We start from the raw sequence: 15,112 nt of genomic DNA, 5'->3' as shown, positions 1-15,112 counted from the left end.
GTTCTTACCTGTCGGGGTCGTCGAGATCGTCGGGGTTGTCGTCTGAATTGTACCCAGGGCCGTCGTCGGTGGCTCCGGCGCCGTCATCACCGCTGTCGTCCCCGGACATGTCGATCGCGCTGGCGAGGAACCGCTCGACTTCGGCGCTGATCTCCTCACCGGACGGCACCTCCTCGCCGGGGGGGAGAAGGGCGTTGTCCCGGCGCCTGCGTTGACGCGACTGGTCCTCGTCGTACTGGCGCTCCAGGGCGCCGACGACCGAGGCGATCTCGGCGGAGTCGTCGACCTGGTCGGCGAGTTGTTGCCGGACCTTGTCCATGTCCGCCTCCAGGGCCCGCAGCGGGAGATTGAGGTCCGCCACGGACTCCAGGGTGTGCAGCAGACCGTACGCTGCCTCCGGGTAGTCGGACGCCGCGATGTAGTGCGGGACGTGTGCGGTGAGTCCCACCGTCGAGAGCCCGCCCCGGGACAGGAGCAGCTCGACGTCCAGCATCGCCGCACCCGGGACGATCATCCGGGACTCCCAGGTCCGCAGGCCTTCGATCAGTGACGGGTCGGAACCGTGCGCGGTGACGATGAGGGGCCGGGTGTGCGGGACGGTCATCGGCGCGGCGTAGAAGGTGACCGTGCGGTCGACCCCGGAGCGCGAGGCGAGTTCGGCGACGGCCCTGCTGAAGGATTCCCAGCGCAGGTCCGGCTCCGGGCCGGTGAGGAGCATGAACGGCTGGCCGTCTGAATCCTCCATGCGGTACAGGGCCAGGGAGAGGTCCTCCCTGTCGACGACGCGCCCGTGGTCGAGCGTGACCCCGGGACGGCGGGACCGGTAGTCGATGAGCTCGTCGACGTTGAAGGTCGCCACCGCGGAGTGGTCGAGTGCCTGGAGCAGGTGCTGTCCCGCCTGCCGAACGCCCTGTCCGGCGTCGGCGTAGCCCTGGAGAGCGATGACCATCGACAGTCCGTCCTCGCCGCCGTCGGTCTGTGCCGAAGGGCCGGGGTACTCGAGTTCGTACATATGGTTACTGTCGGACATGTTCGTGTGCTCCCTTCACTGACGTGCGACGCAGTGGATCTATTCTACCAGTCGCCCTTCCCGCACCAGTGGATCTCCACAGGGTGCGGCTTGTCCACATGCTCCTGGTTGAACCACTGGAGCGGAGGAACCGCGGGCGGGTCTCCGGTGGAGGATGTCTCCATGACTTCCACTCACCACAACCACTCGCGGGGCCCCGGAATTCCCTCCGGCGGTCCCGTCGTCATCGACAGCGGTCCCGGGGGACTCATCGCGGCAGTTCCCGGGCTCCTCGGGTTCACCCCGACGGCCAGTGTCGTGCTCGTAGGACTCAGCTATCACGGGGACCGGTTGGAGGCGGTCGGGCCGGTCGTGCGGACCGATCTCCTGCCCGAGTCAGCCGCAGCCGGCACAGACGCACTGTGTGGGGCCGTCTACGACATGCCTGACGCCCGGGCGGCCGTCATCGTCGTCGCGCCACACAGCTGGCCCTTCGACGGCCGTACGACGGATGTGCTCACCACGGTGCTGTGTGAACTGGACGACAACGCCGTCGGTGTGTCCGGTGTCTACGTCACCGAGTCCGTGAGGGGCGGGGGCGTGTGGCGGGAGGTGGTCCCGTCGGGCCGAGGAGGTGGCTGGTGTGTCCGACGCCGGGGGAAACTCGAGGATCCCCAGCGAAGCCCGATCCTCTCGACGGGCGGGACGACGGTGCATGACTCGGCGGCGACGTCGGAGTCGATCGACAGGGAGCTCGACCCGGTCGAGGACGGGGAGGTGCGGGCACATCTGCCGGCGAGCTGGACCACGGGGTCCGGAGGGCGAGACTTCGGCGGCGCAGTGACCCCGTCGGACGTCTGTGCCCTGGTGGCCAGACTCCGGGACGAGGTGGCCGCACGGAAGACCCGGGGGCACCGGGGGGAAGACGACGTAGCGCCCCTACGACTGGCGCGGGACGCCGTGCGCCGGACCCTGGCAGACCGGGACACGGCGGAGAAGGTCTACACATTCTGCACGAACGTGCGGCTCTTCCCGTCTCTGGTGACGCTGGCCGCGGGTGGGGCGGCGACCGTGGTGATGGCGCTGCTGCTGGAGACCGCGGCACTGGCTCGGTGTTCTCTGCGTAGCCGGGCACTCCTGCTGGTGGCGGTCCTGGGGTGGTGCGGGAACCACGGGGCGCTGGGGCACCGGGCTGCCCGGCGCTGCCTGCAGGAGATGGCGCAGGAGAGTGGGGCGGGCCGCCTGCCGGGGGTCAACGGTGACACCGGACAGCTCGGGGACGACCTGCTGACGATGTCGTTGGCGGGTGTCCTGTGGGACGGGGTGTGCGACGGCTCTGCCGCCAGAGCTGTCCGTAGCATCCTCGACCAGGGACTCTCCCAGATCGAGGCCGTGTCGGCCACCACCGCGCCTGCCGGGCAACCCGGTCACGGGGCGGTGGCGGAGCCGGTGCTGGACCGAGAGGCGGTTACCGCCGTGCGAAATGCGCTCGGTCGCCGAGCCGGGACGTGAAGGCCCATGCGTCGGAGACGATGGTGTGCAGGTCGCTGCGGGTAGGGGTCCAGCCGAGCTCCTTGACCGCCCGTGCCGAGGAGGCGATCAAGGTGGCGGGGTCGCCGGCACGACGGGGTGCGGTGACCGCCGGGATGGGGTGCCCGGTGACCTCACGGCAGGTGTCGATGACCTGCTGGACACTGTAGCCGTCGCCGGAACCCAGGTTGAAGATGCGGTGCTCCCCGGACGTGTTGGAGCGGGCGGCGAGCAGGTGTGCGTCGGCGAGGTCGCGGATGTGGATGTAGTCGCGCACACACGTCCCGTCGGGGGTGGGCCAGTCGTCGCCGAAGACCATGATCTTGTCCCGGGCACCGAGCGCCACCTGGAGTACGAGCGGAATCAGGTGTGTCTCAACGACACGGTTCTCTCCGGTGTCCCCGTAGGCGCCGGCGACGTTGAAGTAGCGCAGGCTCGTGGCACCGAGCCCGTAGGCGTGGGCGTAGGACGTGATGATCTGGTCGATCGACAACTTCGACGCCCCGTAGGGGTTGGTCGGGGCCGTCGCCATGTCCTCGGTGATCGGCACCGACGCCGGCTCTCCGTAGCAGGCCGCGGTGGAGGAGAAGACGAGGTTGTCGACACCGTGACCGCGCATCAGGTCCAGCAGCCGTAGCGAGGTGACCACATTTCCGTGCCAGTAGATGTCAGGCGCCTCGACCGACTCGCCCACCAGCGACTTCGCGGCGAAGTGGAAGACCGCGGCACAGTCGTCGGCCAGGGCCTCCGGAGCCCGGTCGAGGACATCCCCCTCCAGGAAGGTCGCGTCCGCCGGCACCGCCTCGCGGTTGCCGGTGGAGAGGTCGTCGATCACGGTGACCCGGTAGCCCTGCTCGCAGAGCACCGTCGCGCAGACGCTCCCCACGTAGCCGGCGCCGCCGGTGACCAGGACATGGCTTCCTTCAGCGAGACCCATAGGTTCTCAGTTCCCCTCGACGACGATACGGATGGCGTGGCCCAGCTCCTCCGGGACAACCACACTGTCCCCGCCGGGGGTCTGCAGGGTGAGCCCGTCCGGGGTGTCCTGGATGGTCACCGTGGTCCCGGGCCGAATCCCGTACTGTCCCAGCCTGCCGATGACCTTGTGCTCGACCTGGACGATCTCATTGAAGCTGACGATCGTGGCCTTACGCGGGGAACTCAGGTCCAGGTCCGAGGCACGGTGGGAGTTGTCCGGGTTGCCGACCGAGGTCTGGCCGAGCTTCTCGAGACCTGGCACCGGGTTTCCGAACGGTGAGGTGTTGTGGTCCTCGAGCACGGCGAGCAGCCGCTTCTCGACCTCGTCACCCATCACGTGCTCCCACCGGCAGGCCTCGTCATGGACGGACTCCCAGGGCAGCCCGATGACGTCGACGAGCAGGCGCTCGGCAAGGCGGTGCTTCCGCATCACGGCGGTGGCGTGCTCCCGGCCCTCCTCGGTGAGCTTGAGGGAGCGGTCGTCCGCGATCCAGAGAAGATTGTCACGTTCCATACGGGCCACGGTCTGGCTGACGGTCGGGCCGGACTGGTCGAGTCGCTCGGCGATCCGGGCGCGGAGCGGAGGGATGCCCTCCTCCTCCAGTTCGTAGATCGTCCGGAGGTACATCTCAGTGGTATCGACGAGGTCCTTCACTCGACCATGGCCTTTCTCTGACGTATACGACCAGCGAAAACTCACGGTCGCATTCACGGGATTTATTCACACACTAGTGACCTACAACCTACACGGTTATCGGCGGACATGGTTGAGCGGTCTGACCTGTCCGACGAGCCGGACAGGTCGAGACCGCCTCGCTCCGTGTCAGACCGCGTATTCGCGCAGTCGGGCTGCCCGGTCGCCTTCGCGGAGCTTCGTCATGACCTCACGCTCGATCTGCCGCACGCGCTCGCGGGAGAGCCCGAAACTCCGGCCGATCTGGTCCAGGGTGCGGGGCATCCCGTCGTCCAGGCCGTAGCGCAGCTTGATCACGTCCTGCTCGCGTTCCTCCAGGGTGTCGAGCACCGCCCGTACATCGGAGTGGCGCAGGGAGGCCACCACCGCCGCCTCAGCGTCCGTCGCCTCGGAATCCTCGATGAAGTCGCCCAGCGGGGCCTCCTCGTCGGAGCCGACCGGCATGTCCAGGCTCACCGGGTCGCGGGACTGCTTGAGCAGCATCTCGATCTTGGACTCGTCGATGCCGGACTCCTCGGCGAGTTCCTCGTTGGTCGCCTCACGGCCCAGGTGCTGGTACATCTCACGCTTGATCCGGGACAGCTTGTTCACCTGCTCCACCAGGTGCACAGGCAGCCGGATCGTACGGGACTGGTCGGCCATGCCACGGGTGATGGCCTGACGGATCCACCAGGTGGCGTAGGTGGAGAACTTGAAGCCCTTGGCGTAGTCGAACTTCTCCATCGCGCGGATCAGCCCTAGGTTGCCCTCCTGGATGAGGTCGAGCAACGGCATGCCACGACCGGTGTACCGCTTCGCCAGGGACACCACCAGACGCAGGTTTGCCTCCAGCAGGTGGGTGCGTGCCGCACGTCCCTCACGGGCCAGGATCTTCATGTCACGCTTGGCTGCACGGGTCAGCTTGTCACTGTTCTCCAGAAGGTGCTCCGCGTACAGGCCCACCTCGATGCGCTTGGAAAGCTCCACCTCGTCCTCGGCGGTGAGCAGTGCCGTCTTGCCGATTCCGTTGAGGTACACCCGAACCAGGTCGGCCGAGGGATTCTCGTTGTTTCCCCGGCGGCGTCCCTTGTCCTCGGGAACGTCGTCGGCCGTGTCATCCGCGACGGCGGCATCCACGGCGTCCGCGGGATCCTCCACGGGGTCCACGGACGGCGCGACCGCCACATCCTGGAGTTCGTCGATCTCCGCGGGGGTGTCTGCGGCTTCTCGGGTGGTCTCCAGGATGTCGTTCTCTTCCGGTGTGCCGGAGTTCTTCGTCGTGCGGTTGCCCATCTGGTTGACCTCCTGGGTTCGGTGGCGGAAGCTCTAAACAGTCCAACGGGTCGCGTTCGGAAATTGTTCCGGCCCTAACGTTCTCGCCACCTTCTCACCCGACGTGTGATGGAAGCTGCAGGTGAGTGGCTCTGGCAATGAAGTTCCGGGTCACCCTCATGTGGGGGAGGGGGACCCCGGTGGCGGGAGCGTCTCCTCACTCCGCCTCGACGACCACGGTATAAGGGCCGGCGTTGGTGGAACGGACGTCCATCATGGCGCCGAACACTCCGGTCTCCACCCGCAGCCCCCGCCCCCGCAGGTCCTCGACGATCCAGGTGATCACCTCCTCCGCCTCCGGCCCGGGAGCCGCCGCAGACCAGGACGGACGCCGGCCCTTCGCAGTGGCGCCCATGAGCGTGAACTGGCTGACCACCAGGATCTCGGCCCCGTTGTCCTGTGCCCCGGCGTCCCGGACACCGTCCCAGGGCTCACCCACGCGTGGCAGGATCCGCAGTTCGGCGATCTTCCGCGCCACCGTCCTCCATGCATCGGGGCCGTCCTCGCGCCCGACCCCGACCAGCGCCAGCAGGGCTCCACGGCCGGCACCGTCGCGGTCGGCGTCCACCGCGCCGACGACCTCGCCGTCCACGGTCACGCTCGCCTCGTGCACGGTACTTACCACGGCTCTCAAGCTTCCTCCTCCAGCAGTTCGGCGGGGAGCACCATACCGTGGCGCACCAGGTCCACGACCAGCGGGACCAGCGCGTCGGTGAACTCCTCCTCGTCAAGGTCGTTCACGGCGCAGTACAGGCCGGCGACGTCGCGGAGGTTCAGCCCGTGAGGGGACAGACCGGCGACCACGGAGGACAGTGCGTCGTCGATGTCGTGACTGAATCCGGGGCCGTCGGTACGGGTGAGACGGACGACCGCCTCTCGGAACCCGGGTTCGTCCCCGTCAGTCCGGGCGACCTCCACGTTCTCCCTCGCCAGCCCGGGACGTACCTGGAAGCGGGCGTCGAGGATCTCACCGGCGTCACGCTGTGCCAACCACCCGGCGCGCACGAAGTACTCGCCCACCTCGTCGCCGACAAAGCCGAGGTCGGGGGAGTCGAGCACCTCGAAGGTCACCTCGGACGGGCCGTCGATGCGCTGCATGTGGACGTAGCCCATGCCGATCCGGGTCACACCGTTGTCGTCGAGGTAGTCCAGCCACCTCCGCACCCGGGTCTGACCGGCCGGGGTGCGCAGGTCCAGCGACGCGTCCGCGGTCCACGTACGGACGTAGACGGAGGGACTGACCTCGTCTCGCTGAATCACCCACGCACGGACCCCCTCGGCGGGGATCCACCCGGCCACGCGGCTGGCGGCCGACTCGGACAACGATGTCGCCCACGCACCGAGAAGGTGGGCCGTACCACCGTGGGCCAGGTGTTCCGCCGCACCCTGGACCACGGTCCGCGTCGCGTCGTCGAGGCGGAGTCCGGAGTCGCGGTAGATCTGGCCGTCCTCGGCGGGGCCGACGACGAACGGCGGGTTGGAGATGATCCGGTCGAACTTCTCGCCCTCAACCGGGTCGAACCAGCTGCCGGTGCGCCAGTCGACGGTGCGGTCGGTGACCGACCGGTGTGAGGCTCGGGCGAAGTCCAGTGCGCGGTCGTGCACGTCGGTGGCCACGGTCTGCCACGCGTCCACCGTCAACGCCAGCACCCCGGACCCGGTGCCGAGGTCGAGCAGCCGTCCGACCGGGGTCGAGGGCACCTGGTTCAGCAACGTCAGCGGGGCCTGGCCGACGCCGGGGACATGGTCGGCGCCGGGGTTCCTGTCCTCCAGCGACGCATCGGCGTCGGAGACGACGAGGGCTTCACCGCCGTCCGCCCGGTGTACCGGGTGTGCGACGGGACGGACGTCGACCTGGGAGCGGACGGTGGCCGGAGCACCCTCCCGGCGGCTCTCGGAGAGGACGCCCGCCGTACACAGCTCGTCGACCAGGGACGTACCGAGCAGCCGGGCGAGGTCGTCCCGGTCAACCGGCATGCGCAGGAAGAACGCGCGGGTGAGGAGACTCTCCCGGGCAGGGGCGCCGTCCTCGCCCGGGCCCGTCCGGCGGTCGAGGTGCCAGCATGCACCGGCGGGATTGCCGGCGAGAGCCTCGGCATGGCCCTCCCTGCCCAGGCTGCGGAGCAGCAGTGCAGAGCCGTAGTCCATGGCGGCCAGGGCGCGGACGAGTTCTCCCAGGCACGGGGAGCCGGGGTCAGCGGTCTGTGTCGTCGTGTCCGTCAAGTCGCTGCGCTCCATGGGTGTCGGTGTCATTTCTGTCGGCTGTGTCTGTGTCTGTGTCGGTCTCTGCGTCGATGACGGCGTGGCCGGCGCCGGCGAGTTCACCGCTGACCGGGCGTCCCAGCTGGGGGTCGGTGATGCTGTCGCGGTATTGCCGGGCCAGTGCCGGCTTGTAGACCTTCGGCTGGCCCTTCTCCCGGTCGTCGGTCTTCTCGTTGGCCAGCAGCACCGCCGCCCAGGGCAGAGGCAGCGAGATGACGGCGAACACCGCGGCGAGGACCGGGCTGTGCAGCCACGCGTAGGCGACGACGGCGGCGACCAGCAGCGGGATACGTGCCAGCTGCAGTGCCGCGTAGAGGCGGCGGCGGTGCCGCCAGTCGTCCAGGGGTGAACGCCGGGCATCGGTGATGACCGAGACGTCGTCACCTCGGCGACGACGGGACTGGTGCTGGGACATGGGCACAACCGTAGTCCCGTGCATGTCCGCCACAACCCCCGGTACCGTCCCGGCACGTGGGCGGGGAAGTGACCGGGGAAGTGAGCGCCGACCGGCGCGGGTGGAAAACACGGCCGTGGGAGGGCATTATGGGGACGTGACTACTCCTGGAACGACAACGATTGAGCGGCCCGACGTCCGGACCGAAGACACGACCTCGGACGACACCCCGAAGTTCTTCCACTACGTCAAGAAGGACAAGATCGTCGACTCCGCGATCAACGGTCGGATGGTCGTCGCCCTGTGTGGCGAGACCTTCCCCGTCACCAAGCAGGCGAAGCCCGGCTCGCCTGTCTGCCCCGACTGCGAGAGCATCTACAAGGGGCTCCGGAAGAAGTGAGTGGGGCCAACGCATACGGCACGCTCCGTGCCTGGCAGCAGGCCGCACTCCGACGCTACATCGACACAGCCCCGCAGGACTACCTCGCGGTGGCCACCCCGGGTGCAGGTAAGACCACCTTCGCGTTGACTGTCGCCCGGATGCTGCTGGACAGCAGGGTCGTTCAGCGGCTCGTCATCGTGGTGCCCACCGAGCACCTGAAGATCCAGTGGGCGCAGGCCGCCGCGCGCCAGGGCATCTCCATCGACGCGGAGTTCACCAACTCCTCCGCGGTGAACAACGCCCACGACGGTGTGGCGGTGACCTACGCGCAGGTCGGGATGAAGCCGACGAAGCACTACCAGGTCGCCACGGCACGAAAGACGCTGGTGATCCTCGACGAGATCCACCACGCCGGCGACGCGAAGAGCTGGGGCGACGGGGTCCGCTTCGCCTACGAGCAGGCCGAACGGCGCCTGGCGCTCACCGGTACGCCGTTCAGGTCCGACGACTCCGAGATCCCCTTCGTCACCTACAAGGAGGTCGACGGGGCACTGGTGTCCCAGTCGGACTACACCTACGGCTACTCCGACGCCCTGGCCGACGGCGTCGTGCGGCCGGTCGTCTTCCTCGCGTACTCGGGGCAGGCACGGTGGCGTGACAGCGCCGGCGAGGAGTACGAGGCCCGGCTGGGAACTCCGCTGAACGCCGAGCAGACCGCACGAGCCTGGAAGACGGCACTGGACCCGAAGGGCGAGTGGATCCCGGCCGTCCTCAGCGCGGCCCACACCCGGCTGATGCAGTTGCGGGAGTCCATCCCGGACGCCGGCGGGCTGGTCATCGCCACCGACACGACCACGGCGAGGGCCTATGCCGCGATCCTGGAGAAGATCACCGGCACGAAGGTGACCGTCGTCCTGTCCGACGAACAGGGCTCCAGTGACCGCATCAAGGAGTTCTCCGACTCCACCGACCAGTGGATGGTCGCGGTGCGCATGGTGTCTGAGGGGGTCGACGTCCCGCGCCTGGCCGTCGGCGTCTACGCGACCTCGGCGTCGACGCCGCTGTTCTTCGCCCAGGCGATCGGACGTTTCGTGCGTTCCCGGCGCCCCGGCGAATCCGCCAGTGTCTTCCTGCCCAGCGTCCCGGTGCTCCTCGACCTGGCGTCGAACATGGAGCGACAGCGCAACCACGTTCTCGGCAAGCCTGACCGTCCCAACGAAGGGTGGGACGACGAGCTCCTCGCCCAGGCGAACAAGGAGGAGAACGAGCCCGACGAGCCGGGCGGTTACGAGACACTCGGCGCCGAGGCCGAACTGGAGAGCCTCATATTCGACGGCTCCACCTACGGCACAGCGACCATGACCGGCTCCGCGGAAGAGCAGGAGTACCTCGGCCTGCCTGGACTGCTGGACGCCGAGCAGATGAAGACCCTGCTGCGTGCTCGGCAGTCCAGCCAGCTCGACAACAGGGACCGGGCCGCGAAACAGACCGCCGCTGAAAAGCCGGAGGCGCCGGCAGAGGATCGGGGCAGGAAGGTCGCCAGCGAGGAACTGCCCGCACTGCGCAAGAAGCTCAACGCCCTGGTCGGGGCCAAGTCGCAGCGCACCGGGCGTCCCCACGGCGCCATCCACAACGAGGTCCGTCGAAACTGCGGAGGCCCGCCGACCGCCCTGTGCACCGCCGAGCAGCTCCGCGACCGGATCGCCTACCTCCGGGACTGGTGATCGCTGGCGGGGCGGCTGACCGCGTCGGTTAAACTGTGCCCATGGCGAAGAAGAACTCCGTGCGTCCCGCAGACTCCGGCGCCCCGGTGGTGCTGGGCGGTCGGTCCCAGAGCAGACTGGGGCTCGCCGCCGTGGTCCTGGCCGTGCTGGCGTTGCCGGCGGCGCTGTTCCCGTGGGTGGGGTTGATCGTCAGTGTCGCCGTCCTGCTGGTGGCACTGGTCGCGCTGATCGTGGCGGTGCGTTCGACGAGTTGGAGCAGGTCGTACCCGATGATCGCCGTGGCGGTCTCGATCGTCGCGGTGGCTCTCGCCGGGGTGGTGACGAACAGCACCGCACAGTCGCTGCAGGACTGCTCGTCGAACTCGGGTGACGAGGTCCGCAAGTGCATGGAGGAGCGACGCGACGACGGGGCCTAGGGGAGCTCAGGCCGGACAAAGCCAGGCAAAGCCGGGCGAAGCCAGGCAAAGCCGGAGCCCCGCGACGTTCGGCACCTCGTCGAGGTACTTAGTCGAGGTAGTCGCGCAGCACCTGTGAACGGGACGGGTGGCGCAGCTTCGACATCGTCTTCGACTCGATCTGGCGGATACGCTCCCGGGTGACCCCGTAGACCTGGCCGATCTCGTCCAGGGTGCGGGGCATGCCGTCGGTGAGGCCGAAACGCAGCTTCACCACGCCAGCCTCGCGCTCGGACAACGTGTGCAGCACGTCCTGGAGCTGGTCCTGCAGCAGGGTGAAGCTCACCGCGTCCACCGCGATGACGGCCTCGGAGTCCTCGATGAAGTCACCGAGCTGGCTGTCGCCTTCGTCGCCGATGGTCTGGTCGAGGGAGATCGGCTCACGGGCGTACTGCTGGATCTCCAGCACCTTGTCCACGGTGATGTCCATCTCACGGGCCAGCTCGTCCGGGGTGGGTTCGCGACCCAGGTCCTGCAGCAGCTCACGCTGGATACGGCCCAGCTTGTTGATGACCTCGACCATGTGCACCGGAATGCGGATGGTGCGTGCCTGGTCGGCCATGGCGCGGGTGATGGCCTGACGGATCCACCAGGTGGCGTAGGTGGAGAACTTGTAGCCCTTGGTGTAGTCGAACTTCTCCACGGCGCGGATCAGACCGAGGTTGCCCTCCTGGATGAGGTCCAGGAAGGCCATGCCGCGGCCCGTGTATCGCTTCGCCAGGGACACCACCAGACGCAGGTTGGCCTCGAGGAGGTGGTTCTTGGCCTTACGGCCGTCACGCTCGATCTCCCGGAAGTCACGACGCTGCATGGGGGAGATCTTCTCGCCGCTCTCCTTGAGCTCGTCCATCTTGTGGCGGGCGTAGAGCCCGGCCTCGATGCGCTTGGCCAGGGAGACCTCCTGCTCGGCGTTGAGCAGTGCGACCTTACCGATCTGCTTGAGGTAGGCACGCACGGAGTCCGCCGAGGCGGTCAGCTCGGCGTCCTTGCGGGCCTGACGCAGGGCCGCGGACTCGTCCTCGTCCCAGACGAAGTTCCCGGCCTCCTGGGACGCGTCCTCCTCGTCCTCGTCGTCGTCCCCGTCAGTGACGGCCCCGGCGGGGGTGACCACCGCAGGCGACGCGGAGTCCGAGTCGCCGTCGCTGACATCGTCGACATCGTCGACGTTGTCGTCGTCGATCTCGAGATCCTCGTCGAGGTCGTCGATGTCGTCGAAGCCCTCGGCGTCCTCGTCCTCCTCGCTGTCGGTGGCGGAGTCCGCGCCGGTGGCCTTGGCCTCACGGCGGGTCTGCTCGGAGGTGGTCTGGAGATCGTTCTCGTCGGTGACGGCAGTGGCGGCGCGTCCGGCGACCTTCTTCGCCGCCGTCTTCTTCGCCGCGGTCTTCTTCGCTGCCGTCTTCTTCGCCGTGGACTTCTCGGCTGTCTTGCGGGTCGCCTTCCGGGCCGCGGTCTTCTTCGGCGTGTCTCCCTCGCCGGTGCTCCCGGTGGAGGTGGCGGAGGAGTCGGCTGACGCGGGGGCGGAGGACGTCGCCGGAGTCACCGGGGTCGCCGCCTTGCGTGTGGCCGTGCGGACGGCCTTCTTCGCGGTGGTCTTCTTGGCCACCCTTCGACCGGCCGACGATGCCGAAGTGCCGGGGACGTCGGTGCCCTCGGTGTCGTTACCGGAGGTGGAACTGGTGTGGGCCGCCACGAAAGACCTTTCTTGCGGGGTCAGGGGACTTGCAGTGTGTGGTCCTTGGTCAGGAGCACAGTCGACCCCCAATTATAACCCAGTTGCAGTGAATTTCAGCGATCAGGGTCGCATGTTGTCACGTACGGCGATCGCCGCCCCGACGATCCCCGCCCGGTTGAGCAGTGACGCCGGCACGACCTCGGCGTCCACGGTGAGCTCCGGGACCCACTTGTGGTGCTTCTTGGAGATCCCGCCGCCGACGATGATCTTCGACGGGTTGAGGATGCGCACGTACTCCTGGAGCACCCGGTCCACCCGTCGCGCCCATTCCCGGTAGGACAGGTCCTCGCGTTCACGCACCGCCGACGAGGCCCACTTCTCGGCGTCCATGGCGGGGAAGAGGAGGTGCCCGAGCTCGGTGTTGGGGAACAGGGCGCCGTTGTAGAGCAACGCCGAACCGATCCCGGTGCCGAAGGTCAGGAAAAGTACCGTGCCCTGGTGCGTGTCGACGTCACCGTAGGCGGCCTCGGCCATGCCGGCGGCGTCGGCGTCGTTGAGCACGCTGATCTGGCGGGGTCGCCCGTCGACGGCGAGGCGCTCACCGAACAGACGTTGGCAGTCGGTGCCGATCCAGGCGGGGTCGATGTTCGCCGCGGTGACAGCCACCTGGTCTCGGACGACGGCGGGTACGGTGAGCCCGACGGGGCCCGTCCAGCCGGCCTCGTCGAGTAGTCCGGCGACGACGTCGGCGACTGCCGCCGGGGTCGCCGGGCGTGGTGTGTCGATCCTTATGCGGTCGCCGATGAACTCCCCGGTCTCCAGGTCGACGAGAGCGCCCTTGATGCCGCTGCCCCCGATGTCCACCCCGAACGCCGTGCCGGCCGTTCCTGTCCCGCTTTCCCTGTCCGTCGATTTCATGCCACCGGATGGTACCCGAGTCGCCAGGTATGCCGTGGGCACGCGCCGCGGGTCAGGCCCGGCGGTGGCAGAATGTGGGACATGGCTTCCGCTACCGTTCCTGCACCGTTGATCCGACTCGACCGTGAGACCACCGATGCCGACCCGGCGGCTCCCCTCGCGGATCTGTCGGGCCGCTCCCCGGAGGACCTCCGGGAGGTCGCGCTCACGGTCGCCACCGAGGCCGCCGAGCACGTCCGCCGGGAACGGGCTCAGGCCGTCGGCGGGTCAGGGCGACTCGGCGTCGAGGACACCAAACTCTCCGACGTCGACCCGGTGACTGCCATCGACCGGTCCAGCGAGAGTCTCATCCGTCGGCGTCTCCGTGAACTGACCGGAGGTGAATGCGGCCCCGACGCGATCCTGGGGGAGGAGGACGGCGGCGCTCTCGCGGAGCAGGGGGTGACCTGGGTCGTCGACCCGGTCGACGGGACAGTCAACCTCGTCTACGGGATCCCCGCCAGCGCGGTCAGTGTCGCGGCCTGTGTCGGCGGGGTGCCCGTGGCAGGTGCAGTGGCTGACATCGCACGGGACACGGTGTATTCGGCGTGCTCGGGCGGGGACCTCGTGACGACGGTGGCGGGGGAGGACCGGGTCTCCCGCGGGGCCCTTCCCAGGACCGTGGACCGGCTGGAGTCGGCACTGGTGGGCACCGGATTCTCCTATGTCTCCTCCCGCCGACGTGTCCAGGCGGAACTGCTCGTGGAGATGCTCCCCGCGGTACGCGACATCCGCAGGTCGGGTTCGGCTGCGCTGGACCTGTGCTCCGTGGCGGTGGGGCAGCTCGACGCCTACTACGAGCACGGGCTGGGGGCGTGGGACCATGCGGCGGGAAGTCTCATCGCGGCCCGGGCGGGGGCCGTGGTGTTCATGCCGCCACTGGACCGCGGACACCGGGACGGACTGGGGATCCTCGCCTCGGCTCTGGGTGTCGTCGACGACCTCGCCGGCAGGGTGCTCGACATCACGTTCTGAGCCTCTGTGGTGCACCCGTCCCACGGGCTTTTCGAGCAGGTCAGGGGAGTGTCGCCCGGCTGGCCGGGAAGGTGTGTGGGACAGCGAAGTGACAATGGAACTCCGCTGCTTTACTATGCGCGTCAAACGCCGGGAATATCCGCCGATGACGCTTCGTTACGGCCAGGGTGTTCCACGGTCGTTGGGTGAGGGTTTCCGGTGACTCGAAGGGGACCCGGCTCTCGCTGACACGTGACCACACCTGCACATATCTAACTTCACAGCCTTATTCGTCAACGGGCCCGCCCCGCCCGGATAAGGGAACCAAGGAGCATCATCATGGCGACTGACTACGATTCCCCCCGCACCCGCCCCGAAGACGAGATCGAGACTGATTCGCTCGAGGGGCTGAAGGCCGCGGAGAAGGCTGAGCCCGTCGTCGATGACACCGACGACGGAGACATCGTCGAACCCATCGACGTGCCGATGGCCGACCTTTCCGGCGAGGAACTCAGTGGCTCCGTGATCCCCCGTCAGAACGACGAGTTCACCTGCTCCGTCTGTTTCCTGGTGCAGCACCGAAGCAGGATCGCCGAGGACGACGGCAAGGGAAACCTCGTCTGCGTCGACTGCGAGTGAGCGGGCGGCGGAGGTGAGGGCACCCCGCCGTGCGCCGTCGTATGTCGTCCTGCGCTGTCGTACGCTGAGGCCCCGGCCGGAACTCCAGGGGAGTTCCCGCCGGGGCCGTGGTGTGTCGGTGCCTCCGTGCCTCGGTGCGTCTGTGGGGCTG

The 15,112-nt window shown here is 68.3% G+C and carries 15 protein-coding genes; 6 read left to right on the top strand and 9 right to left on the bottom strand.

What is annotated here, in order from left to right:
* Positions 1-4: 4 nt before the first annotated feature.
* Positions 5-1,030 (bottom strand): PAC2 family protein, encoded by a 1,026-nt coding sequence (locus Q0A34_RS07205; RefSeq protein ID WP_291479320.1) that lies wholly within the window; start codon positions 1,028-1,030, stop codon positions 5-7.
* Between the two features lie 162 nt (positions 1,031-1,192).
* Between Q0A34_RS07205 and Q0A34_RS07200 the strand changes: the two genes are divergently transcribed.
* A complete protein-coding gene (locus tag Q0A34_RS07200; RefSeq protein ID WP_291479319.1) occupies positions 1,193-2,521 on the top strand; it encodes a DUF4192 family protein in 1,329 nt (442 codons plus the stop codon).
* Here the strand turns inward: Q0A34_RS07200 and galE are convergent.
* From galE to Q0A34_RS07170, 6 genes are all read right to left on the bottom strand, one after another.
* Positions 2,478-3,476, bottom strand: a complete 999-nt coding sequence (gene galE, locus Q0A34_RS07195) for a UDP-glucose 4-epimerase GalE (protein ID WP_291479318.1) — start codon at positions 3,474-3,476, stop codon at positions 2,478-2,480. The genes Q0A34_RS07200 and galE overlap by 44 nt on opposite strands.
* Before the next feature lie 6 nt (positions 3,477-3,482).
* Positions 3,483-4,172 (bottom strand): metal-dependent transcriptional regulator, encoded by a 690-nt coding sequence (locus Q0A34_RS07190; protein ID WP_291479317.1) that lies wholly within the window; start codon positions 4,170-4,172, stop codon positions 3,483-3,485.
* 168 nt (positions 4,173-4,340) lie between these two features.
* Positions 4,341-5,483 (bottom strand): sigma-70 family RNA polymerase sigma factor, encoded by a 1,143-nt coding sequence (locus Q0A34_RS07185; RefSeq protein WP_291479316.1) that lies wholly within the window; start codon positions 5,481-5,483, stop codon positions 4,341-4,343.
* Between the two features lie 196 nt (positions 5,484-5,679).
* A complete protein-coding gene (gene dtd, locus Q0A34_RS07180) occupies positions 5,680-6,156 on the bottom strand; it encodes a D-aminoacyl-tRNA deacylase (RefSeq protein ID WP_291479315.1) in 477 nt (158 codons plus the stop codon).
* On the bottom strand, positions 6,153-7,760 hold the full coding sequence (locus tag Q0A34_RS07175) for a methyltransferase (RefSeq protein ID WP_291479314.1): 1,608 nt from the start codon (positions 7,758-7,760) through the stop codon (positions 6,153-6,155). Before Q0A34_RS07175 ends, dtd begins: the two co-directional genes overlap by 4 nt.
* Entirely contained in the window at positions 7,717-8,199 is a 483-nt protein-coding gene (locus tag Q0A34_RS07170; protein WP_291479313.1) for a DUF3099 domain-containing protein, read from the bottom strand. Before Q0A34_RS07170 ends, Q0A34_RS07175 begins: the two co-directional genes overlap by 44 nt.
* Before the next feature lie 136 nt (positions 8,200-8,335).
* On the opposite strand from Q0A34_RS07170, the gene Q0A34_RS07165 reads away from it, so the two are divergent.
* Genes Q0A34_RS07165 through Q0A34_RS07155 form a run of 3 tightly spaced genes read left to right on the top strand, consistent with a single transcriptional unit; the run spans position 8,336 to position 10,700 of the window.
* Positions 8,336-8,578: a DUF3039 domain-containing protein gene (locus Q0A34_RS07165; RefSeq protein ID WP_291479312.1), complete on the top strand. Its 243-nt coding sequence runs from the start codon at positions 8,336-8,338 to the stop codon at positions 8,576-8,578.
* Complete coding sequence (locus Q0A34_RS07160) at positions 8,575-10,284, top strand: DEAD/DEAH box helicase (RefSeq protein ID WP_291479311.1); 1,710 nt, start codon at positions 8,575-8,577, stop codon at positions 10,282-10,284. The genes Q0A34_RS07165 and Q0A34_RS07160 overlap by 4 nt, the downstream gene beginning before the upstream one ends.
* A gap of 41 nt (positions 10,285-10,325) precedes the next feature.
* A complete protein-coding gene (locus tag Q0A34_RS07155; protein WP_291479310.1) occupies positions 10,326-10,700 on the top strand; it encodes a hypothetical protein in 375 nt (124 codons plus the stop codon).
* An 88-nt stretch (positions 10,701-10,788) separates the two neighbouring features.
* Here Q0A34_RS07155 and Q0A34_RS07150 read toward each other — a convergent pair whose 3' ends face one another.
* Both Q0A34_RS07150 and ppgK read right to left on the bottom strand, forming a co-directional pair.
* The gene (locus Q0A34_RS07150) at positions 10,789-12,429 is read right to left on the bottom strand and encodes an RNA polymerase sigma factor (protein ID WP_291479309.1); all 1,641 of its coding nucleotides are present in this window, start codon (positions 12,427-12,429) and stop codon (positions 10,789-10,791) included.
* Between the two features lie 102 nt (positions 12,430-12,531).
* Positions 12,532-13,329, bottom strand: a complete 798-nt coding sequence (gene ppgK / locus Q0A34_RS07145; protein ID WP_291479308.1) for a polyphosphate--glucose phosphotransferase — start codon at positions 13,327-13,329, stop codon at positions 12,532-12,534.
* 81 nt (positions 13,330-13,410) lie between these two features.
* Between ppgK and Q0A34_RS07140 the strand changes: the two genes are divergently transcribed.
* Positions 13,411-14,343 carry an inositol monophosphatase family protein gene (locus Q0A34_RS07140; RefSeq protein WP_291479307.1) on the top strand — a complete coding sequence of 311 codons (933 nt, stop codon included), beginning with the start codon at positions 13,411-13,413 and terminating at the stop codon, positions 14,341-14,343.
* 318 nt (positions 14,344-14,661) lie between these two features.
* Positions 14,662-14,961 (top strand): DUF4193 domain-containing protein, encoded by a 300-nt coding sequence (locus Q0A34_RS07135; protein WP_291479306.1) that lies wholly within the window; start codon positions 14,662-14,664, stop codon positions 14,959-14,961.
* Positions 14,962-15,112: the final 151 nt, after the last annotated feature.

It is taken from the genome of Corynebacterium sp. (assembly GCF_022712195.1).
In the GTDB taxonomy this organism is placed as follows: Bacteria; Actinomycetota; Actinomycetes; order Mycobacteriales; family Mycobacteriaceae; genus Corynebacterium.
Note: the sequence above shows the minus strand (reverse complement) of the source record. Positions and strands in the feature narration are given on the sequence as shown.